Source organism: Ruegeria aquimaris, assembly GCF_025751555.1.
In the GTDB taxonomy this organism is placed as follows: Bacteria; Pseudomonadota; Alphaproteobacteria; order Rhodobacterales; family Rhodobacteraceae; genus Ruegeria_B; species Ruegeria_B aquimaris.
Genome location: NZ_JAOWLB010000034.1, coordinates 1 through 20,030, shown reverse-complemented (window position 1 = coordinate 20,030; position 20,030 = coordinate 1). Strand labels below are relative to the sequence as shown.

19 protein-coding genes, 1 tRNA gene and 1 pseudogene are annotated in these 20,030 nt (G+C 57.3%); 4 read left to right on the top strand and 17 right to left on the bottom strand.

What is annotated here, in order from left to right; translation table 11 throughout:
* Nucleotides 1-391: 391 nt before the first annotated feature.
* From OE747_RS23505 to OE747_RS23465, 9 genes and pseudogenes are all read right to left on the bottom strand, one after another.
* Nucleotides 392-733: pseudogene (locus tag OE747_RS23505) on the bottom strand (recombinase family protein); the annotation flags it as partial.
* Between the two features lie 9 nt (nucleotides 734-742).
* The gene (locus tag OE747_RS23500; protein ID WP_263830888.1) at nucleotides 743-1,003 is read right to left on the bottom strand and encodes a hypothetical protein; all 261 of its coding nucleotides are present in this window, start codon (nucleotides 1,001-1,003) and stop codon (nucleotides 743-745) included.
* A 64-nt stretch (nucleotides 1,004-1,067) separates the two neighbouring features.
* Nucleotides 1,068-1,517: a hypothetical protein gene (locus OE747_RS23495; RefSeq protein ID WP_263830887.1), complete on the bottom strand. Its 450-nt coding sequence runs from the start codon at nucleotides 1,515-1,517 to the stop codon at nucleotides 1,068-1,070.
* Nucleotides 1,480-1,743, bottom strand: a complete 264-nt coding sequence (locus tag OE747_RS23490; protein ID WP_263830886.1) for a hypothetical protein — start codon at nucleotides 1,741-1,743, stop codon at nucleotides 1,480-1,482. The genes OE747_RS23495 and OE747_RS23490 overlap by 38 nt, the downstream gene beginning before the upstream one ends.
* Entirely contained in the window at nucleotides 1,740-1,982 is a 243-nt protein-coding gene (locus OE747_RS23485; protein ID WP_263830885.1) for a hypothetical protein, read from the bottom strand. The genes OE747_RS23490 and OE747_RS23485 overlap by 4 nt, the downstream gene beginning before the upstream one ends.
* Nucleotides 1,983-1,995: 13 nt before the next feature.
* Nucleotides 1,996-3,528, bottom strand: a complete 1,533-nt coding sequence (locus OE747_RS23480; RefSeq protein ID WP_263830884.1) for a type IV secretory system conjugative DNA transfer family protein — start codon at nucleotides 3,526-3,528, stop codon at nucleotides 1,996-1,998.
* Between the two features lie 89 nt (nucleotides 3,529-3,617).
* Nucleotides 3,618-5,453 carry a DUF262 domain-containing protein gene (locus tag OE747_RS23475; RefSeq protein WP_263830883.1) on the bottom strand — a complete coding sequence of 612 codons (1,836 nt, stop codon included), beginning with the start codon at nucleotides 5,451-5,453 and terminating at the stop codon, nucleotides 3,618-3,620.
* 13 nt (nucleotides 5,454-5,466) lie between these two features.
* Nucleotides 5,467-7,518: a site-specific DNA-methyltransferase gene (locus OE747_RS23470; RefSeq protein WP_263830882.1), complete on the bottom strand. Its 2,052-nt coding sequence runs from the start codon at nucleotides 7,516-7,518 to the stop codon at nucleotides 5,467-5,469.
* A gap of 10 nt (nucleotides 7,519-7,528) precedes the next feature.
* Entirely contained in the window at nucleotides 7,529-10,084 is a 2,556-nt protein-coding gene (locus OE747_RS23465; RefSeq protein WP_263830881.1) for a DUF4391 domain-containing protein, read from the bottom strand.
* A gap of 456 nt (nucleotides 10,085-10,540) precedes the next feature.
* On the opposite strand from OE747_RS23465, the gene OE747_RS23460 reads away from it, so the two are divergent.
* Nucleotides 10,541-11,875, top strand: coding sequence for a CHC2 zinc finger domain-containing protein (locus OE747_RS23460; protein ID WP_263830880.1), 1,335 nt, complete (start codon nucleotides 10,541-10,543; stop codon nucleotides 11,873-11,875).
* Here the strand turns inward: OE747_RS23460 and OE747_RS23455 are convergent.
* Complete coding sequence (locus tag OE747_RS23455; RefSeq protein ID WP_263830879.1) at nucleotides 11,844-12,038, bottom strand: hypothetical protein; 195 nt, start codon at nucleotides 12,036-12,038, stop codon at nucleotides 11,844-11,846. The genes OE747_RS23460 and OE747_RS23455 overlap by 32 nt on opposite strands.
* A 178-nt stretch (nucleotides 12,039-12,216) precedes the next feature.
* On the opposite strand from OE747_RS23455, the gene OE747_RS23450 reads away from it, so the two are divergent.
* Nucleotides 12,217-13,257 (top strand): YaaC family protein, encoded by a 1,041-nt coding sequence (locus OE747_RS23450; protein WP_263830878.1) that lies wholly within the window; start codon nucleotides 12,217-12,219, stop codon nucleotides 13,255-13,257.
* A gap of 3 nt (nucleotides 13,258-13,260) precedes the next feature.
* Here the strand turns inward: OE747_RS23450 and OE747_RS23445 are convergent, their stop codons facing one another.
* From OE747_RS23445 to OE747_RS23430, 4 genes are read right to left on the bottom strand one after another with little or no spacing between them, the layout of a single operon-like run.
* Entirely contained in the window at nucleotides 13,261-13,977 is a 717-nt protein-coding gene (locus OE747_RS23445; RefSeq protein ID WP_263830877.1) for a hypothetical protein, read from the bottom strand.
* A 24-nt stretch (nucleotides 13,978-14,001) separates the two neighbouring features.
* The gene (locus tag OE747_RS23440) at nucleotides 14,002-15,003 is read right to left on the bottom strand and encodes a DNA cytosine methyltransferase (protein WP_263830876.1); all 1,002 of its coding nucleotides are present in this window, start codon (nucleotides 15,001-15,003) and stop codon (nucleotides 14,002-14,004) included.
* Nucleotides 15,004-15,031: 28 nt separating this feature from the next.
* Nucleotides 15,032-15,400: a hypothetical protein gene (locus tag OE747_RS23435; RefSeq protein ID WP_263830875.1), complete on the bottom strand. Its 369-nt coding sequence runs from the start codon at nucleotides 15,398-15,400 to the stop codon at nucleotides 15,032-15,034.
* Nucleotides 15,401-15,425: 25 nt separating this feature from the next.
* Nucleotides 15,426-15,797, bottom strand: a complete 372-nt coding sequence (locus OE747_RS23430; RefSeq protein WP_263830874.1) for a DUF3768 domain-containing protein — start codon at nucleotides 15,795-15,797, stop codon at nucleotides 15,426-15,428.
* Between the two features lie 241 nt (nucleotides 15,798-16,038).
* Here OE747_RS23430 and OE747_RS23425 point away from each other — a divergent pair, with 241 nt between their 5' ends.
* Nucleotides 16,039-16,653, top strand: a complete 615-nt coding sequence (locus OE747_RS23425) for a TRM11 family methyltransferase (protein WP_263830873.1) — start codon at nucleotides 16,039-16,041, stop codon at nucleotides 16,651-16,653.
* A 37-nt stretch (nucleotides 16,654-16,690) separates the two neighbouring features.
* Nucleotides 16,691-17,329, top strand: coding sequence for a DUF6900 domain-containing protein (locus tag OE747_RS23420; RefSeq protein WP_263830872.1), 639 nt, complete (start codon nucleotides 16,691-16,693; stop codon nucleotides 17,327-17,329).
* Nucleotides 17,330-17,340: 11 nt separating this feature from the next.
* Here the strand turns inward: OE747_RS23420 and OE747_RS23415 are convergent, their stop codons facing one another.
* The 3 genes from OE747_RS23415 to OE747_RS23405 all read right to left on the bottom strand — a co-directional run bounded on the left by OE747_RS23415 (nucleotide 17,341) and on the right by OE747_RS23405 (nucleotide 19,668).
* Nucleotides 17,341-18,372, bottom strand: a complete 1,032-nt coding sequence (locus OE747_RS23415; protein ID WP_263830871.1) for a hypothetical protein — start codon at nucleotides 18,370-18,372, stop codon at nucleotides 17,341-17,343.
* Nucleotides 18,373-18,385: 13 nt separating this feature from the next.
* Nucleotides 18,386-19,471: a DUF6538 domain-containing protein gene (locus OE747_RS23410; RefSeq protein WP_318527336.1), complete on the bottom strand. Its 1,086-nt coding sequence runs from the start codon at nucleotides 19,469-19,471 to the stop codon at nucleotides 18,386-18,388.
* Between the two features lie 122 nt (nucleotides 19,472-19,593).
* Nucleotides 19,594-19,668, bottom strand: a tRNA-Phe gene (locus OE747_RS23405).
* Between the last annotated feature and the right edge of the window lie 362 nt (nucleotides 19,669-20,030).

Below are 20,030 nucleotides of genomic sequence, written 5' to 3'. Positions count from 1 at the left end.
GGCGGCTACACGATCATCAAGGATTACATCCGCGAGCGCGAGCGTCGGGGCCAGGAGATGTTCGTACCGCTGGCTCAGCCTTCAATTCAAACATGCGGACGATCCAAGGACCTTCGACCTCGTGCGGCACCATGATGGTTTTCTTCTTGCCATCGTCGGTGGTGATCTTGAGGTTGCGGTAGCCGAAATTTGCCGAGCGGCACTGGTACCCGTCGCGGGTCAGTTGGATTTGCTGACCTATGGTACGGGTCAGGATGTCTGAAGCTTCGGCCCGGGCTTTTTCGGCCATGAAAATCTCGGCGTAGTGGCTGGGGGATTCTATGGCCCACTGGTATTCAACGCCCAAGTGTTCCAGCCGGTTGCGCTCAGGCTGGATGATCCCGGTGGTGTCGACTAGCCGGACGTTCAGTTCGCGCAGCCGACGTTTGAGGGCGAGGTAAATTTCCGTGCCTCCGCGAGTGAATCGATCGATATCGCCGACGATCACGGCGTCGATGTCGCGGTTGTCGGCGAGGAAGTCGAACAACTCGTCGAGGATACGGCGATCGGATTTCCTTCCCGAGTAGTGTTCAATGAAGAACCGCACGATGTCGATGCGTTCACGCCGGGCGACGAATTCCACTTTTCGCCGTTGGGTTTCGATGCTTTCGCCTTCTTGAAACTGTTTATCTGTTGACACCCTAAGCAAAGCGATCCCGAACCGTGGTGCCGAAGCCGGTTGGGGAGTTGGCATGCAGGCGGGTCAGTTCTTTAGTTTTAGGCCCGAGTGCTGACGGTTGAGGTTGTTCCAAAGCAATAGATTATTGCCACAAAGCGACGCTTCTGGAGTTCGGGCAATCTGGCGTAGCCGTTCAATCTCGTCGTCCGAGAGAGTTTCGACCTGCAGTCCTAGCGGCAGTTTGTTCAGCAATACCTGCAATTCAGCCAGTTCATCGGCTTTTTCCTGCAGTTCGGCTAGTTCTTCAGGGGTAACCTTCGACAGCCGTGCAGGACGTTTGCTCATGTCTGGTGATGTTATGTCAGAAAGACGTTCCAGCAAGCAAATCCGTGACAAACCGACTTGCGGTTCAGCGGGAATGCTGGTGTCGACTCCGTTGCCGCAACTGGTTCGCAAGCTCAAAATCGCGGTGTTGCGCGCCTAACCGGTGACCTCGCTCATAGGCTTCAACCTCCTCATGTGCATAGCCTTTCGGCACAGTGTCTTTGCCGTTGAAGCCATCCCTCCATCCGCGTTCGAAAACCCGGTCACGGGGCACCTGGTCGCCCGAGATGAGTTTGGATCGAGCGGCCAGTTCTTGCGAGATGTCGCGTTCCTGGCGTCGCAACGCCCGATCATAGCTCTGTCGATAGGTTGTCATGTAGGCGATGCGGTAACTGTCAGACAGCAGGGAGGGGAGGAAACGCGGGCGGGGTCTGCGCGACACATGGTGCGCCACATCGAATTCGGCGTCGTGTCGACCGTCGTCATGCCCTTTCCAGTCACCGGGCATTGGACCGCTCCGGATCTTCTTGCTCACGTTCGGCCCTCTCGGCCGCTGCAGCCTGTGCGCGCCACTCCATCAGAGTTCGAAAATCGGCCTTACCCTTGGCATACCCCTGCTCGTAGGCGGAGTAGAATACCGGGACATTCTCGGGCGCTAGAAGGATGAGTTCCATCGGCATGCGCATGGCGCGCGGTCTACCTTCAATGCCCCGGGCATAGCCTTCGGTGAAACCGGCGTCATAGACGTCTTGGTTGCTCATCGTGTGTCCCTTTCGTCTGCTGTGTCGCTCCGGTCTTTCTGAAGATTCTGCTCAATTTGTTTCCGGCGCGCCTGGCCGCGCTCGAAGCCGAGGATGTAGCCGTCCCAGTACGCATCCCTGTCGGACCGTTGTTCGTAGCCGCATGCGTCTTTGATTTCCTCTTCGGTGCTGGTCCAGAAGGCATTGTGCCAACCATCGTTAAATCCTTGGCTGCGTGCGACTTTGTTGGAAAACTCCATGGCCTGCCTCCAACTAAAAAGGGATCATTACCGGCGCGCGGGTCGCTTGGTACGGCAATGGCGCGGTGGATTTGCGCGCGCGCCGTCGCAAGTCAGCGCGCTGGTAGTAGCGCTTGGTTTTCAGGAGGACGGGCAGCCGGTTCGAGTACAACATGAGGGCCTGATCTTCATCCATGCGGATGATGTCATTAGCGGCCATCAACGGCGCCTTGTCGCTGCGCCCCAGTCGCGCTTCCAGATTCCGGGCGGTTTCTAGCGAAGTGCCCGGCAAGTAGATCTCCGTGCCAAGGCCCTCCACGATGGTGCGCGCATTCTGGGCACCATAGCGCCCTTCCAACTGCGCGAGCGACTGAAGGAAAAGCGAATAGCTGACCTTGTACTTGCGGGCGGTGGTGGCGAAGACCTCAAACCCGGGGATCTGCAAGTGGCCAAACTCGTCCAGGAACAGCCACACGGGCCGTCCAGGGTTTGTCGGATTCTTCAACAGCGCCTTGAACAAGTCGGCGTAGAACAGGTTCAGCAGAAAGGCATAGAGCTCCATCTGCGTCTGATTGACCATCACGTAGAGGGCTGTGGGGCGATGGCGCAGTTCGCCGAAATTCAGCGTGTTGGTCGCGGTCAACGCGGCCATCTCGGGCGTGGCGATCGCATCAAGGGCAACGTCGGCGGTCATCAGTACCGATTGGATCGTCTTGAGGTTGCCCTGCACGAAAGCCCGATAGGCGGCGAACGTGCTCTGGTCGTTTTGCGTTGCGTTCAGCACAAAGCGGTCGATCTGCCCTAGTTGGCCTTGGGGGGCGACATGCGCATCGAAACCCAAAACCAGGTGCCGCAGATTGGCGAGATTGCGGTAGCTCGGGTCGGGTTGGTTCAGCAGACACTGAGCCAGTAGACGGATCATTTTCTCCGCCGATTGATCCCAGAAGGGATCGTGCGCCACCTGGCCGGCGCTCCGACCGCTGGCCGATCGCACCAGTGTTTTGGCCAGTTCGGCCAGATGCTGCGGTGCAGTGGCATTGGCCAACGGGTTGTAAGTTTCCGAATGCGCCGGGTCCATCAGGTTCAGTACCCGGATCAGGTAGCCACGGCTGGCGAGATACCCCGAACTGGCCTGATAGAGTTCACCTGACGTGTCAGACACGACGAAGCTCGGGAGGCTGGAAGGAGGGGACAACAGATTGGGCAAGACAAAGGTCGACGACTTTCCGCGCCCCATCCGGCGGAGTTCAGCGACCAATTCGCGTTGTCGGTCAGCTATCTCACCGGTGGCAAGGGTTTGGCCGGCCAGGTAGGCCTGTGACTCTGCCCAAACCTGACCCCAGATAGATCGACCGGCGTCTTCAGCACGAAGTTGCACCGCCTCGAAATCTTCAGGAGTGACCGTGCCGAAGATCCGTTTGACCTTTTTCACGTAGCCTTGCCAGTACTGTCGGCGGTAGGCGGCGCGTTCAGCTTCCTCAGCTTTTTCACGTTCGTGCATCGCGTCGGACGACAAGCGCAAGCTTTGGCTCAGGGTCTGACCGATCCCGGTGGGTTTGGTTGTCATGGAATACCGTAAGTTTACCGCTGCAATCTGATAGCGGCAAACTTTGTGCAGACATTCCGGAAACGGCAGGGACGGGCTTCCGTTGATGCTCAGCCGGCGGTGTCCCCTGGAGACAGCCGGTCTGGCGACCAAATATGATCGGCCAGCGCGCAGTACAACTCGCTGCGTTTGGTCAGGTCGTCCTTACCGAAATCCGAGTGTGGCACAAATTCCAACCCGGTGCGCGCCAGCGTTTGCAGAAAGCCCGGGTTCTTTTCGTAGAAGTCGGCGTTCAGGGTCTGCGCAAGCGGGTTGGCTTTCAGGTAGTGCTTGATCTTTTCCGCGTAGGTGGCGTCGTTTAGACTGGCGTTGATCTTCTTCGGCAACAACACTAGGCCACCAATCAGGTTTCGATGGTTGTCGAAATCATTTTGCTGCGGGAAGACCTCGGCAAACCGATCGTAGTGGTTAGCCCACAGATGCTCGATTTCATAGGCGTTCTTGCCGGACCGCACGATGTAGTCCTCATAGCGCCCGGGTTCGCCGGCCTGCTGTTCCAGCCAATCGGTAAAACGCGCCAGCTGCCGGTGGATGGCCTTGCCGGTAAACTGGTTCAGGCCGACCGGCTTGTCGAAGGTCAGCTCTTGCTGCTCGGTCAGCAAACGCTGGTGCAGAACAGCGCGAACCTCTTCCAAGCCTTTGCCGCGCACATCGCGGATTAGGGTGAAGACTGAGTATTGCATCGAAGAATAGCTGTTGGATTTGTAGTTCCACAGCCGTAGATTCAGCCAGCAATCCAGGAAATCCGCCACCGCGCCGGCCTTTGCCGTGGCGGTGTCAGGCGCATCGTCAGGCGATATGGCGGCCAGGGCGATGTGGTGCTGCAGGGTAAAGCCGGCATCGGCGTTGTACTTTACGCTTTCCAAGCTAGCCGTGCGCTGGCGCGACGCATCCAGCAGCCGAACATAGAAGCCCGCGAAAAAGCGGAAATCGCGCATCACGAATTGATGGAAGTCCGTACCGGTACTCAACCCGATTTCGGCGGCGTGGTTGCGTACCCAGCGGTGATACTCCGTCCCGATTAGGTCAAAATCTTCGGGCTTGGCATCTTTTTTCCGTTCACGGATCTTCTTGGCGTATTGCGAGCGCAGCCAGGCCTTGAAGAAATCGGACTCAGTCCCTTCGCCATAGCCGGCAAAGACGGCCAGGTATTTCTTGATCAGTTTGTCGGCTTCCAGGCGCTTGGCCGGCTCGTCGATATTAGCCAGCAGGTAGCCCTTGAGCATGTCGGTAGGGGTGAGTGACAACCCGCGGTCGTTCATGGTTTCGAAAATCGTGTAGGCGTCCTCGTCGGCATAGGCGATGATCTCGATCAGCTTCACCTTGCGGGTCAGCCAATAGATGAACAGCGGCAGCGCCTCGCCTTGCAGTTCTTCCGGGAACAGTTCGCCCAAGTCCTGGTAGCGGTCGAGCAGATTGGTGACCGACTCCGAAGCGTCATCGGCATTGTAGGTCTTGCCGGCGAACAGCGCCTCCATGCAGTCGTTGCGCTCGGGCACGTTGAGCTTGAACTTCTTCTCGCCGAAATCGTCGGCGAAAATCAGATTCTGGATGGCAACGGCTTTTTCCCGCCCTTGTTGCAGGTTGTTCAGATAAATCATCAGCAAGGTGAGCGAGGTCATCCGTTGCTGGCCATCGACCAGATAGCGCACTTCGTCGGCCTGGCTGACCACGATTGAGCCGAGGAAATAGTGGCCGTAGCCGGCCACGTCCTTGGAAGTGTCACCGGCTTTATAGCTTTCCAGAAACCGCCCGGTCAGATCGTCGACCAGTTCCTGCAACTGCTTGCGCGCCCACTTGTATTCGCGCTGGTAGTAGTCAATGCCATAGCTGCCACTGGACAGCAGCTCTTGCACGGATCGGTCGTAGCCTTTGATGTCTTGCATTTTTTTTCGTCAGTTAAGTGTGTTTCAAAAGCCCATCGACCGAAGTCGTCTTCACGTACTTCGCTGGATTGGGGGCGATGGAAATAGCGGCAAAGTGCTTTTCGCCGCACTTGATCTTAGCGCCCTCCTGGTGGCGCAACGCGCTGTCGCGGAAGAAGACATGCGTGTCGGTTTCCGGGGCCAGCTCCTTGTGCCAGTCGAGGATACCTTGCGCCACGTCATCGACGTCGGCGTCGGCAATTGAGGTATCGAGGCAGGCGAACAGGACGCCGTAACCAATGCTATAGATCGTTTTGCCCGCTGCCTGCCGTTCTTCGATAGGAACTGTCAGTTCGATCCCACGTTTGAGCAAGAGTTCAAAAAGAACATCCTTGGCTGACCGCCCATCGATCAAGTGCTCTTTATGGTTCAAAAGTGTTGCCTCAAGGTCCGTGCGATCAGGAATCCATGGGGCAATGTTTGAGTTCGAAAGCCTAAACAGTCGAAAACCTGTGTCGGCGTCAAATGACGGATCTTCTGCTTGAATTTTCTGGGCCGCCCTCCGGACACGCTCTTGCGCCAAAGCCGCGATATTCATTGGAATGCCCAGCTCGGCACACAGTTCAGCTGCTGCTTTTTGCTCTTTTTTTTCGGGGTCAACTTTTTCCGGAAGTTGCACCAGAATAAAGCGCCGTTTAGCTTTGTCCTTCTGATTCTGCAAGAATACCGAATGGGCTGTTGTCCCGGATCCGGCAAAGAAATCCAGCACTAAATCATCTTCCCCTGTGAGCATTTCAATTAGTTCTTGCAGAATTATTTCATCCTTCGGAAAATCAAAAACATCCGCCCCCATTAGTTCTCGCAAACGCTTGGTAGCGGCACGTCCGTCCTGATAGAAAACGCTATAAGGCGCCTGAAACTCCTGGTCTTTTAGGTAGGCCTTAATACAAGGCACAGTGCTCTCGTCTGGCCCGAAATGAACCCTTTCATCTTCAATCCAGTCTTTCATATTTCCCTCATTGGCTGTCATCCAGCCGCGTTGGGGGATTTTCACCGGCTTGCCAGTTTTTGGGTGCAACACTTCGTACTTGGGACCTCCTCCGCCAGGCCATGAAATATCCGCCGGGAAGTAAACCCCTCTTCTATCAATGCATTTGTAGTGTTTGTGCGCCTTTGACGGATGGCTGTCTGGGAGAGCTCGATACCAAGCCCTCAACCCTCTTGTCATTTCGTCGTAATCGGTTCCGTGTGCACTTTTTAGTTTTTCATATTGCGCATAGATTTCGTCCAGACCTTTCTTTCTCTGGCGCCACAGAACCTTGTTTTCTCGAAGAAAGTTCATGTCTCGCGCATAGCAGACGATGTACTCATGGGATACCGACACCAGCTTCGAGTCGTTCTTTCGACCTCCAGCCCAAACCAAGTCGGCGACAAAATTCTCGTTTCCAAAAACTTCATCGAGAATTGCGCGCAACCGAGTTTGTTCGTTTTCGTCACAAGAAACAAAGATGGCTCCATCTTTCTTCAAGAGGTTTTTAGCCAGTCGAAGGCGGGGCAACATCATGTTCAACCAATTTGTATGTTTCCGACCTCCTGCTTCGGTGTTGCTGGCGAATTTCATACCTTCGCTGTCAACCTGACCAGTGTATTTCAAGTAAGTGTCGAGGTTATCCTGGAAGCGGTCAGGGTAGACGAACTCCTTTCCTGTGTTGTACGGCGGATCAATGTATATGAGCTTGACTTCACCAGCGTAACTCTTTTGCAGGAGCTTCAGAACTTCGAGATTATCGCCTTCAATAAAAAGATTTTGCGTTGCCTCCCAGTCCTGGCTTTCACTTTCGCAGGGCAAGAGCGTACCAGTGCTCGGGGTAAGAGCTATCTGCCGAGCTTTCTTCTTTCCATGCCAGTTCAATCCATACTTCTCTTCGCCTTCATCCAAAACGGAAGCGTCTCCCAGAAGTTGCCGCAAGACATCAAAGTTTACACCGCCCTCGGTGAACGCATCAGGATACAGCTCTTTCAGCTTTTCAATGTTTTCGGAGACGATGTCGGCGCTTTGGCCATCCTGTTGGGTAACGTTTTGCATGCTCGGTCTATCAGTTATTGGTTGTGCCAGTCATTTCGGCTTCAAGTTGAACTATAGCATCCTTCCGGGATTTGATCTCGGAATTCAAAGAGATTTTTCGGGACATCTGGCTTTCCCGCTTCAGCGCATTGCGCAGCTCCGCGATCTCGCGCTCCAGTCCTTCGATCTTGCGTAGCGCGTCGCGGTGCAACGGCGCAACCATCGCTGAGGCCGCCTGGAAACGCCCGGTGCGTTCGGCTGTCAGCAGCGCCACCACCTGCGCCTGCAGTGCCTGATACAGCGCATAGAAGTTGGTGGCGGGCAGTTTAGACAGCGTCACGGCGTCCAGAAACGCGGACTCGATGTCGGTGGGCGCGGCGGGATCGAACCAAGGGCTGAGCCAGCGTTCTTCCACCACGATCTTTGAGGCGTCGGCCTGATTGATCCGTTTCTCGGCCACGCTGAGTGCGACCTTGCCGTCATGCTGGAACACCAGCAACAGGGGATAGGGGATGGCCTGCTGCATGAAGCTGGCCAGCCGCCGCACACGCGTCGGACTGGACAGGTCGACCGACAAGATCGCGATCTCGCCGTAATCCCGCTCTTCATTGGTGAAAGGGGCGATATTGCGGAACAAGTCCAGGTCCTGGATCAGCACCTTAACTTTGCGTCCGATCATCAGGTCATCAAGTTCGGTTGCGTCAACTTGAACATCTTCGATGGAAAGCTCTTCGACTTCCGAAGCCTCATGCGCCTCGATTTTTTGAAGAAAACCTGCCACCTGCCCGTGAACTTTCTCCACGGTCAGAGCAAACGAATGGATGGAGCTTTCCATGCGTTTTAGCATGTTCACCCGCATCAGGTGGATCAGGCTACGCTCTCGATCAACCTGTTTGAGCGTCGATTTTCCGCCGGCTACCTGTTGGTCGTACTTGCGGCTGTATTCTTCCTGTTTGTCGCTCAACACATAGTCCAGCGGCGCATAGGCGGCGAGACTGAGCTTCTTGATCGACCGGTTGATGTCTTTCAAGGCCGGGAATTCACCATTCTTGTCGATGTCTGACTTGATATTCTTTGGCTTCAGTCGCTCAGGGAATTTGCCGATTTCTGTTACGTCGTAGTACTTCTCAATATGCCGCCGGGAGCGAGCAATCGTGAGTAGATCGAGTAGCTTGAAATAACCGAAGTTCAGACTCTCAAGCAGGCGTTCAGTTGTCCTCGCCTCCTCTGGAAGCTTAAGCCACTCGTTAAACTGGGTCTGCGCTCGACGAAGGGTGACTTCGATGCTGGGAATTCCGGCCGCGTCAAACGCCTTGTCTTGGCCCTCAGTGATGAATGCCACCTGGTTCTTGAGGTCGTTAAGGCGGTTGTTGACGGGAGTCGCCGAGAGCATCAAGACTTTTGTCTTCACACCGCTTTTGATCACGTCTTCCATCAAGCGTTGGTAACGGGTGACGCTGTCTACACGCGGGTTGTTATTCCGAAAATTGTGGGACTCATCGATCACGATCAGATCGTAGTTCCCCCAATTGAGGGTTTCGAGATTGATCTCACCCGATCGGCCGGAAGTCCGGCTCAGGTCGGTGTGATTCAGCACGTCGTAGTTGAAACGATCCTTGGCAAGTAGATTGCGCTTGTCGTTGACCGTGTAAACGGTCCAGTTCTCGCGCAGCTTTTTGGGCGCCAGCACCAGCACACGGTCGTTACGCAACTCGTAGTACTTGATCACGGCCAAGGCTTCGAAGGTTTTCCCTAAACCCACGCTATCGGCAATGATACAGCCGCCGTAGCGCTCCAACTTATCGATCGCCCCAATGACTCCATCCCTTTGGAACTTGTAAAGCTTGTTCCAAACGATGGTGTCCTTGAAGCCGGTCTTCGAGCGGATAATGCTCTCTTCGTCGATGTCTTCGAGGTAGTCCCGGAAGATGTTGAACAACGTGGCAAAGTAGATCTGGCTGGCGGGCTTGTCGCGAGCCAGGAATTCGATTGCTTCCAGCAGTTGGTCTTTTGCGCCACGAACTGCCGTTGGGTCAGTCCAGATGGTTTCAAACCAGCTGAGGAGCTGTTTCGTGGCCGCTGGATCATGAGTCACTGTATTCATCGCAAAGGCGCGAGACGGCACGGATCCAAGCCCTGCTGCGGTGAAGTCTGAACTTCCAGAAACTGCCGTTGGTGCGCCGTGCTCGCGCTCGATGTGGAAGATGTTTTGTGAGATGCTGCTGCTATGCAATTGTTGCACCTCAGTCTTTTGCTTGACCCAATCGGCGCACTCACGGGCGACACGTTGGAGATCCAGTTGATTGCGTAGACCGGTTTCATCGAGGGTCCCGGCAAGATGGTCCGGCCTGATCGCTTCGGCATTGCCAAGCAACAGACGTAGCTTGTTAATTTTCCGCAGCTCCGTCCGAAGTTCGGCGTAGCCAAAGACAGAAAACAAACCGGTTAGAACGGCCACTTTGGATCCGTCGCTGAGCGAACTACGCAGCTCGTCAACAACCCGACCATGGCTCTTGTTGTCTAGAAGCAATGCTTGATGCCCTCTGCCTGTTGTCGACGCCGGTGCCTGGCCTTCGCCATTCGTCATGCGTGATTTGGTTGATTAAGGCTATCGTACTGAAAATCTTAGAATTCGCCAGCATGACTTTGCCAAGGCGTCCCTTGGCGCTGCCAGTTCTTCAGAGCGCGCCGGGGTTCCAAGGGCCCTCCCTTGGCAAGTTGCATGTGTGCTGCAAATCGGCCTTGGTGCGCTCTGCGACCGGGCTGTTTGTGCAGACATGCAAACTTGCGTGGGCGATATCGCCCACCGCTGTGGCTCTGCCAAATAGGCATCGCGCTCCGCTGTGAGGAGACCAAACGGCTCTGCCAGATCGATGCGCCCTTCGGGCTGTGCCCGCTACGATCTGCGGCTCAGCCGTCTCCGCTCAACCTGCACAAGACAGAGAAAGACTTGGACAAGGTCGCCGCCCATGTACGCTGAGGGATGACTTCGGCGGAACTCCGTCCCTGAATGACGGATGGGGTTTTGTGCCAAGCCTTCCCCATGAACAAGCGAACCTCCGATAACGTGCGGCTCAGCCCTGAGAACCTGGATGAAATTCGGGCCTCGGTCGATTGGCAAGCCCTGTTTACGGGTCTCGGGCTGCGCAAGGCCGAACAGAAGAGCAAGCCGGGCGACTGGTGGGCGTGGTCGCCGTTTCATGATGAGAAGACGCCGAGCTTCCACATGGCGGCGGGCGGCGTCTGGTACGACTTCTCAATCGGGGAAGGCGGCGGTCCGATCGAACTGGTGCAACGGCTGGAGGGTGGCAACTGCTACGAAGCAGGCCGCGCCATCCTCGAACGCGGCTGGGCGCATGCTTCCGTTGATCTGTCCGCGCCCGTCACCCGTCAGCGCGACACGGTGCGCAGGGGTGTCACCAAGGCGGTGACAGCTGTCACCGAGGCGGAACCGCCTGAGAATGACCCGATCCGACAGGACTTGCTCAAGCTCTGCCAGTTCCACGACCTGCTGGCCGAACGCGGCGTGTCTGAGGAAACCTGCTACCGCCTAGGGATTGGTTATCTGCCGCAAGGCCGCTCGCCGCTGAAGGGGCGGATCGTTTTCCAGGTGCGGGACGCGCGGGTGACTAAGCACAGCGAAGGTGTGCGAGAGTCCGTCATCCTGTCGCATCTCGGCCGATCAGTCGACGGTCTTGAACCCAAGTACCTGTTCTACCAAGGCTTCCACAAATCCGCAGAGCTGTATGCCCAAGAACAGGTCTGGCTCGATCCAGAAGCGGCAGCGCAAATCTCGGCTACCAAAGCCATTATCCTGGCCGAAGGTCCGTTTGACGTGGCCAAGGCGTATGAAGCCGGACTGCGGAACGTGGTCGGTACGTTTGGGGCCAGCTTGTCGGTCACGCAGGCGCGCAAGCTGCGCGCCATGGCCGAGACTTTCGGGGCTGAAGCCATCGGCCTGGAACTCGATGACGTCGTCCTCGATCACGAAGTCCCGCATGTCCACGTGCGCAAGAACACCGTGCGAGGTTTGAAAACCGACCATTCCGAGCGTCTGTTACCGCTGCTGGGCGTTTCCTTGGATGCCGCCGAGGAATTGGTGGCCAGTGGCGGTTGGGGCAAACGGCTGGGCAAGAACATGTACGCCACCAGCATCATCAATCGCGCCATGCGCGACAGCGGTATCGTCACCGACAAGCGCCAGAGCCTCTACAGCCTGCGGCACTGGTTCCAGGACCAGCTGACCAAGCGCGACGTCGTTGACCGAGCGCAAGCGCAGCTGATGGGTCACAAGTTCCAGCGGCCCAAATATGGCTACGGCAAGGATCTGATCGAACTGCGTGAGATCATCGCCGAGTTTGCGATTGCAGCGCCATGAGACGGTTGCGCGAAGCATGCAATTTAGATTGCGCAGCGTAGATCGCCTGCAGCCTGGCATGAAGTTGCAGAAGCTGACCTTCCTCCATGTCATTGCAATGCTGTAGTAGTTCGGCCAACATGGCCTCCATAAAGGCAAACTCTGTGGGTGCGATCAGGTCCATGCGACGACGATCACCCGGACGCGGTTCTCCTTTTATAGGCGGAGAACCGTCCCATTTAAGCTTCCGCTCAAAAGGTCGGACAAATAGCTCACTTCTTAGCCCCTTTGGAGCAAGAGCAACTAGCAAAACCAACTCCGATCAACTACAATACATCAAACGATATATACTCGCGAATAACATGCCGATAAGCCGCATCACCGCATCAAGCAAGCCCATATCACCACATAAGTCTTTTTCCTCCCCCGACTTCAAGGCGAAGGCAGCGCATGTCTCTGGACGTTTTCAATTTGTTGAGATGTGGCTACGGCAAGGAGATGCCGAATGCAGGAAAGCTCTAGTTTATTGGAAGCAGGCTGAGAACTTTTACAAAGCAAACGAGGCCGTCGATGAATTAGCAAAGCCCCTGACTTCGTATTATTGCATGCTCAACATGTGTAAGGCCCTCTTGGTTTGCAAGGGGCAGGACATGGCAAGCGTTCAACATGGTGTCTCCGGTTATTCCATCGGTCAAAAAACAGCACTTTCCAACGAAATTGTGAAATTTAAGTTTAGCGGTGTGCTTCCCAGTCTTAGTAAATTCTTTGAAGAGCCAGTCGCAGGAACGGACGAACATAATCTCTCTGATCTGCTGTATAACCTGCCTCATATTCATAGAGCGTATTGCATGACGATCCCAAGCAGGAAAAATCGGGAACTCTTTATCCCCCTCTATGATTGCGGTTTTTTCAGAGTGGGTGGAACCGGCGAGACTTACTTCAGAGGTAGTTTAACTCGTGGCTGGAATGTAGGCCGGACAAAGAAAAAGCTACCCAAAGGCTTTGAGGTCGATCCGCACTCCGAAATCGGAGAGCTCTCTGTGCGCAAGAAGAAAAGATTTAAATGGAGTGGAGCCAGTGAGACGAAAAAAATTCAAAACCTTCAGAAATACCACAGAAAGCTAAGAAAAGAAATTTTTCAAATTTATGACTCGCCTGATTGCTGGTATCTAAAGCGCAGCGGCGATCCAGAAGCAACGGACGGTGTGATAAACAAGGCCCCAACTGTAATAGCCTTTGCCGCATTACACAGGCTTAGCGAGCTTTCTCGATACGATCCCGACAAACTATCACGGCATTTCAATAATCGCTACGGTTGGCTCCTCAGTGAGTTCTTAGGCCGGACACTAGATCAAGTTCTTGATGACCTAACATCAGAAATTACTGGCTACGAAGTTCAATAGCCATCAGCGCTGAAACCGCCGATGCGCTTCCACCGCCAGCCGCACCTCGGTTGTGGCAATGCCCATGTGCTGGCTCCCGTGTTCGGCGCGCAGTTTGCCAAACAGTGCATCGGCCTTGGTGAGCGCCGACCAAGGAGCCGTGCGCTCCAGGTGCAGCCGCAAGGTCGATAGGTCCCGGCTGGCGTCTTCGATGTCTTGGTAGACTTTTTCGGTGTCAGGGTCGGGCCGTTCGCCACACATGGCGCTGATTTCCTCGTGCGCGCGCCAGAGCGTCCCTTCGGCCGTCATTAACAACTGGTATTCGCGCGGTTGCTTGGCGGTTTCACCGACGGCATCGAACTTGGTCACCGCCTCCTGGATGTCACCGTGAAACACTTCGACGTCGGGTTCAGTACGATCCCAACTCGGGCGACTGATGGTCAGCATCACCCGCGTGACGTAGTTTTCGCGCAAGGGTTCTATTCTATAGTGGAATGACCGATCCCCATGGGCGTCGGCGTCTTTTGTCAGATAGGTTGAGCCACCTCGGTCTTTCAGAACGGCGATGATAGCGGCTGAAAAGTCCGCCGCCTCAAAGCGAGGCAGATCCCACGCGTATTGGCGGGCCAACGCCAGATGGCGCACCAGCCCGTGTGGGCCGTCGGGATAGCCGTCATGGTGTTGATAGAGATCGAAACTTTCACGGTCGTCAGCGACCGTGATGGTGGCACGGGTGGACATGCAGAATGGGATTAAGAAGTTGAATTATTGGTCGTGGCGGCTGGCTTCGAAGGCTTCGATGAACGTGGCCGCAACCTGCGGGACGATGGCGTTGCCGTAGGCGCGCAGGCGTCCCACGCGGCCGGGTACCCCATCAGCCAGCGGGCAAAGGCCGGGTTGAGACGGTCGCCAGCGCTCTTCCCGGCACCAGAGCCAGTCGAGGTCTTGCCAGGGGTCTGCGTCAGCCAGACCTTGCGCCCGAGCAAGCCGTTGGTCGGCACCGGGCTCTCCTTCCCGTCCTTGTGGTCGCGGGCGGTCGGTGTGGGCCAGCCAGTCATCTGGGCTTGCAGTGGCAATCCGCTGCGCGGGTTCGGGCCGAGAAGACCGCGTTTGTCCGCGTCGCCGGCCCGTGGGGTCGCCCATCCGGCCAAGAGCACCTGATCCTGTAGATCGATCTGACGCCTCGCCGCCATGCGTTTCTGGAGTTGCTCCAGCGTTCGACACCCGCTCAGGGCCGCTCGCGCGACCGGTGTGCGCCAGGTCGCGCGGTTCGGCTCCAAAACAGAGGCGTTGCCGGATATGCGGCGCACCGAGGCCCGCAGCGCACAGATCGGCCGCCCCGAGGGCGTAACCCGCGTCTTCCAGGTCATTCGATACCAGATCGTACCAGTCGAGCGCAGCCTTTGATGCAACCTGTTCTCCAAACACCGTTGCCGGTCGGCAGGCGGCGATGAGCTTGAACCAGACCGGCCACAGGTGGCGCTCGTCGTCGAAGGCCTGGCCTTTGCCCGAGGCCGAGAACGGCTGGCACGGGCAGGACCCGGTCCAGACCGGTCGGTCGTCAGGCCATCCGGCGAGCCGCAAGGCACAGGACCAGCCGCCGATACCGGCGAAGAAATGGAGTTGGGTGAACGGTTTGAGGTCATCAGGGGTGAGATCACGGATATCGCGGGTATCAACCACGCCGGGGGCAATGTGCCCGGCAGCAATCAACTGGCGGAGCCAAGCTGCCGCGTAGGGATCGATTTCGTTGTAAAAGGCCGTCATGGGACGCGGGTGAGAAAAGAAAACCGATCTACCACCAGCAAGAATAGAACACCTTCTGCCGGGTCTGCAGGACAGCTCGCGCCCACTGGCAAAACTCCAGGTCCCGTTCGCGGTATTCGGTCGCGGATTCGTCTTGATACTGGTGACCGTAGAAAAAGCCTGCGGGGCTTTCTGGCAGCTCGCTCCGTTCGACCATGGCCTGCAAAGTGGCGATGTCTTCGGCTTGCAGTTCCAGCTCGCCGCAATTCAGCGTGCCCGCCGGTTCGCCTGTACGGGCTTCGTATAGGCGTTCCATGAACTCCTGCAGCTTGGCGTGTTTGCGCCAGACGAACTTGGGTTGCACCTCAGACAAGCTTTGGTGCGGCAACCGGGTGTAGGCGTATTGGTCGAGGCCCATGGAAGAAAGGGATGAAGAAATAGACTCAGTATTCCGAGGCCAGCAGGATGGTCAGCACGCCCGTGGTAACACTGGGATCAGCGGGATTGGGCGAGCCGTATTCCAGGTTCTGGTCATAGGCGTCGATCTTGAACATCACGCGTTCGCCGTCGATCTCCAGCATGCCAAATTCATGGGTGCCGTAAGGATCGTTGTCCTCGCTGAAATCGTCAAACTCACGCACTGCGCGCAGCACTTTGGCAATGGTGGCATCGGCCAGGGCATTCACGCCTTGGGTCATCATCACGCGTCCACCACTGAAACTGGTCCGCAATTGGTCGTTAAAGGTGCGGATCGCCAGCGTGTCGGGATCCAGCTGGTCGTCGGTCTCCGGTAGCCGGTCGGGCGTCTCAGTCATGGGAAAAGATGAGGAACACTCGCAGCCTATCGCGGGGGCCATCGACGGTCGAGCTTTGCACAACCGCTCCTGGCACCGGGCGTCGTGTTTGCTGTCGTTGTCGGCCGAGACAAGCCAGGGCCAAACCTACCACGTCGTGGCCGCAGTCAACGGTTTGCCGCTGCGCGTTTGCCCGTTTTGACAGTCGGCCTCTGGGCGACGTGGCGTGTGGCCGCTGTCTATCTCTTAACCCAAACAAGACATGACCACATCCACCAACCGGGCTCAGAAGGGCCGCGCCCGCTACACCGCCTCGCGACAGGCCGGGCGCGCGCCGCTGGAATTCTATCCTACCCCGCCCGAAGCTACCCGAGCCCTGCTTTCGGTCGAGAGTTTTGACGGCCCCATCTGGGAACCCGCTTGCGGCGATGGCGCCATCGCAACCGAACTGACCAAGGCCGGCTACCAGGTCACCTCCACCGATCTTGTTGATCGCGGCTATGGTGAAGGCGGCTATGATTTCCTGAAGTCAGAAAAACCGCTGGCCAAACACATCATCACCAATCCGCCCTACGGGACGCATGGCTTGGGTGACGCTTTCGTTCGACGGGCTTTGATACACGCCCGACAGACCGGCGGTAACGTGGCGATGCTTCTGAACCTGCGGTCCTTGGCGAACCCAGACCGGCACAAGAAGTTCATCAAGACACCGCCGGCGGCCATCTATTTCCTCGACGAACTGACCTGCTGGCCCGAGGGCAAGCCCACCTCGAAATCCGCCCGCATCGCCCGACAGCAATACTACTGGGCCGTCTGGAAACCCGGTCATACCGGCGCACCACAGTGCTGGTGGTTGTCCACACGGGACTTTCGATAGCCCGCTTCTTTATCTCGTTTCTTAACACTTTTTCTTCATGAACACCTTCCATTCATCGCAACCGAACCCGTCCGCTCCGCTTTACCCGCAGTTGCACCTGCGGCTGATCGGCGAAGACGGCAACGCTTTTGCCATCCTGGGTCGGGCCAAACGCCTGATGCAGACCCACGGCCTGCAACCCACCGAGATCGAGCGCTTTCTCACGCAGGCCAAAGCCGGTGACTACAATCACCTGCTGGAAACCTGCCACCGCTGGTTCAGCTGTGACAGCGAACCTTCGCCCGACGTCGTCCTGGCAGAAATTGCCGCCCAGTGCCTCGACATCGAGACCCTGCAAACCCAAAACCGAGACCAGCTCGATTTCCACGAGGTGTCTGTCTGGAGCCTGAACGAGGCCCTGCTACGCGCCTACGATGCCGGAAGAGCCAGTTTCGCGAAGACGAAATCCCACTTCCAAGTCTGCGATGCGCCAGAGGACGAACCTGATCGGCTCGACGTTACTCCGATCGCCGTGCTGTCGCGCGATAGCCTGACAGAAGCAGGCTTCGACGCCGACCGCGTCACCGACGCCGAGTTTGACCGCCTCGTGCGGCGCCTGGGCGACAGCTACATCGAAAACCACTTCTGGCCCGACTTGGAGATCATCGCCGAAATCATGCACCTGCCGCGCCTGTGAGCGCGGCTGGATTAGCGCCGGCGCCGCAATAGCAGCGCCGGGCCGAACAGTGCGCCCAACTCCAGGCTGATGGCCAGGAAGAGTGGCAGCAGCAGTTGCCGCCCCGAGCCAAACAGCCCCAGCCCTTCGAAGGTTGTCACCAGCCGTGACAGCAGTTCTGACGTGCCCTGCACATCTTCACTGAGCGCCACGATCTGGTCGAGCACTGCCTGCGCCTCGGCCACCGTCTGTTGGAAGGCCGTCTCCAGTTCGCGCGCGATACGGCCACACCCACCACGGGCGCATTCCTGACGCCACGCCGCTTCGTCCTGCGCCGCCCGTTCCAGCAAGCGCCCATGTTCGGCTCGCAGCGCTTGGCGTGTTTCCTCGATCACCTGGGCGTCTTGGTTGAGTTCGGATCCCAGCAATAGCGACGCCGACAGGATCGAGGTGGTCGACAGCACTGACACCGGGGACAGAGTCAGAGCGATGGCTATGGCCACCGTCCCCGGCAGTTTCTGCCCTTGTGACAGCAAATAGAAGCCCATCAGCACGAACCCCGGGCGCATCATGTCGATCGCCATTAAGCCCGCCATGATCAGCACCTGGAACTGCCGGGCTTCCCGACCCAGCTCCCAAGCGAAGCTGGCGTTCAGGCCAATCAAAGCCCCGAGCAACGCCATGCAGGCCAACGCGCTGAACACCAACCGAGCGGTTTCTGCGGTAGGATTGACGGCTTGGAGAGCGCCGACCGTATGCACCGAGGGCAGTCCCGCATCGATCGGCGTCAGGGGCAGCGTGCGCGTCGGCAGGCGCATCAGTCCGAGCGGGGTCAGAGACCAGGTGCCCAGATTGTCGGCGAAGGCCATCAGCCCTTGGCGTTTCAGGGACTGCATCAGCCGGCGCACGAGATCACCGTCCGAGGCTTCTGCCAGACCTGCCCGATCTAGCGCTTGCGCGAAATCCGCCTTCGAAAAGCTCGGTGACAAAGCCTCAAAGGCTGTCACCAGCAGCGTGTCAGATACTGTGACGCCTTTGATGGTCGTCGTCATGGATTGGGTCATCGTCACTCCCCCATCACAGAAGGCCGCGCTCGCGCAGCCATTGGATTTGCTTGCTGGACATATCGGCCAGGTCCCCGACCGCCGCTGGAATGAAAACGTCGCCGCGCTGGCCGCGTGATACCGGCGCATCCCAGGCAAACACCGTTGCCGTCAGGCCTTGGGCTTCGATCAACTCGACCGCTTTCGCCGCGCCGTCTTGGCCCGCTTGATCGCGGTCGTAGACGATACAGACGGTCTCAACCGGGCGCATGCCCGTGTTGATCAGCAAACGCAGTAGGCGAACGAAGTCGTCGTGTAGCGCCGGCAAAGCTCCGGGTTTGGCCAAGCCCACGATCTGCTCGGTTTCCAGCGGAATCCGCGCGACCTCGGCCGTTTCCTTCAAACGCACCCCGGAGAACGGATTTGTCGTAGATAGGCCGTCGATGTCATAGTTCACGCCGAACATCCGCCGCAATGAATTGATCTCGCGGTTGGCGGTGTAGGGCTTGAGACCTTTCTCTTTCACCCGCTCGACCCACCAGGCACGGAACTGCACGGCATGGCTCCGCTCGACTTTCTGGAAGGGGAGTGCACCAATCGCTTCCTCGAAATTGCGAATGGCCTTGAGGTAGATATTGCGTTTGACGCGCTGCTGGTCGTGGCTGACCCGAATCCATTCGTCCTTGATGTAGTCCCAGAAACGGTCGAAGGCGTCCGACAGCGAGAACTGCGGCTCGGGTGTCAGGCCAAGGAGGGCCTTCTGTTCCGGCGCTGAATGCTGGCCGATGATCAAGAGCCGCAGCCGGTCGAGCAACTCGGCATCGGTCAGATCCAGCGCTGACTTTGGCTCAAACCCGTGCGACCGCTGCAAGGCCGCAGCTGCCCGGTATCGTTCGGCCACGTCCTGAGCGCAGAGCGACACGCCGCGCGCCTTGGCGGCGCGCCAGTCTTGTTCCAAACGAACCGAAATCTCGGCCGCCATCCGTTTAGCTTCGCTGAAATCGCCGGTCTTCAGAGAGAAGCTGATCAGTGGCTTTCTTTCGACGTCGGCAAACTCTCTTGGCACCGACCGGTAGTAGTGCCACCAACGCCCCTTTTGCTTCAGGTGCAGACCCCACATGACGCTGGATCCCTTTGTCCAGAATTTGTCCGGACTGGCCGATTCCAGCCGGAAACGGGATCACACTGCATTCAATGAAATCAAGCCTTTAGGGGCGGTATTTCGTCGCTATTTAGGACGAATGGTGCCCGGGGGCGGAATCGAACCACCGACACGAGGATTTTCAATCCACTGCTCTACCCCTGAGCTACCCGGGCACGGGAACGGTTCTGGCCGTTGGGTGCAGGCCTTCTAAGCTGAGGGGAAAGTAGTGTCCAGAGGGATTTTCAAGTTTTTCAGAAATCTGCGCAGAACCATGCAGGCGAAACGCCCCGGAGGTTTCCGAAGCGCAAACCACTCCAAAGATGCGCCCTGCAACAAAGAGGCGGTCCTGGATTTTGGACCAATTTGCAGCCAGGTTGAGATGGATCAGGGGTTCAGCTAGGCTGCTATTCTCATTGTTTGTGTCTTGATGGCTTAGGCCTCATGGGGGGCAACAAACTGTGTGTCGCGTGAGGGCGTTCGGTGTTATGGTAGCTCAGCCACTTACCGATCCCGGCGCGCGTTTCTGAACCCGTAT

Bases quoted from the DNA above. Each gene is read 5' to 3' on its own strand.
- OE747_RS23500 (WP_263830888.1), bottom strand. From the start codon at position 1,003: ATGAGCAAACGTCCTGCACGGCTGTCGAAGGTTACCCCTGAAGAACTA.
- OE747_RS23490 (WP_263830886.1), bottom strand. From the start codon at position 1,743: ATGAGCAACCAAGACGTCTATGACGCCGGTTTCACCGAAGGCTATGCC.
- OE747_RS23485 (WP_263830885.1), bottom strand. From the start codon at position 1,982: ATGGAGTTTTCCAACAAAGTCGCACGCAGCCAAGGATTTAACGATGGT.
- OE747_RS23480 (WP_263830884.1), bottom strand. From the start codon at position 3,528: ATGACAACCAAACCCACCGGGATCGGTCAGACCCTGAGCCAAAGCTTG.
- OE747_RS23475 (WP_263830883.1), bottom strand. From the start codon at position 5,453: ATGCAAGACATCAAAGGCTACGACCGATCCGTGCAAGAGCTGCTGTCC.
- OE747_RS23470 (WP_263830882.1), bottom strand. From the start codon at position 7,518: ATGCAAAACGTTACCCAACAGGATGGCCAAAGCGCCGACATCGTCTCC.
- OE747_RS23465 (WP_263830881.1), bottom strand. From the start codon at position 10,084: ATGACGAATGGCGAAGGCCAGGCACCGGCGTCGACAACAGGCAGAGGG.
- OE747_RS23460 (WP_263830880.1), top strand. From the start codon at position 10,541: ATGAACAAGCGAACCTCCGATAACGTGCGGCTCAGCCCTGAGAACCTG.
- OE747_RS23455 (WP_263830879.1), bottom strand. From the start codon at position 12,038: ATGGACCTGATCGCACCCACAGAGTTTGCCTTTATGGAGGCCATGTTG.
- OE747_RS23450 (WP_263830878.1), top strand. From the start codon at position 12,217: ATGCCGATAAGCCGCATCACCGCATCAAGCAAGCCCATATCACCACAT.
- OE747_RS23445 (WP_263830877.1), bottom strand. From the start codon at position 13,977: ATGTCCACCCGTGCCACCATCACGGTCGCTGACGACCGTGAAAGTTTC.
- OE747_RS23440 (WP_263830876.1), bottom strand. From the start codon at position 15,003: ATGACGGCCTTTTACAACGAAATCGATCCCTACGCGGCAGCTTGGCTC.
- OE747_RS23435 (WP_263830875.1), bottom strand. From the start codon at position 15,400: ATGGGCCTCGACCAATACGCCTACACCCGGTTGCCGCACCAAAGCTTG.
- OE747_RS23430 (WP_263830874.1), bottom strand. From the start codon at position 15,797: ATGACTGAGACGCCCGACCGGCTACCGGAGACCGACGACCAGCTGGAT.
- OE747_RS23425 (WP_263830873.1), top strand. From the start codon at position 16,039: ATGACCACATCCACCAACCGGGCTCAGAAGGGCCGCGCCCGCTACACC.
- OE747_RS23420 (WP_263830872.1), top strand. From the start codon at position 16,691: ATGAACACCTTCCATTCATCGCAACCGAACCCGTCCGCTCCGCTTTAC.
- OE747_RS23415 (WP_263830871.1), bottom strand. From the start codon at position 18,372: ATGACCCAATCCATGACGACGACCATCAAAGGCGTCACAGTATCTGAC.
- OE747_RS23410 (WP_318527336.1), bottom strand. From the start codon at position 19,471: ATGTGGGGTCTGCACCTGAAGCAAAAGGGGCGTTGGTGGCACTACTAC.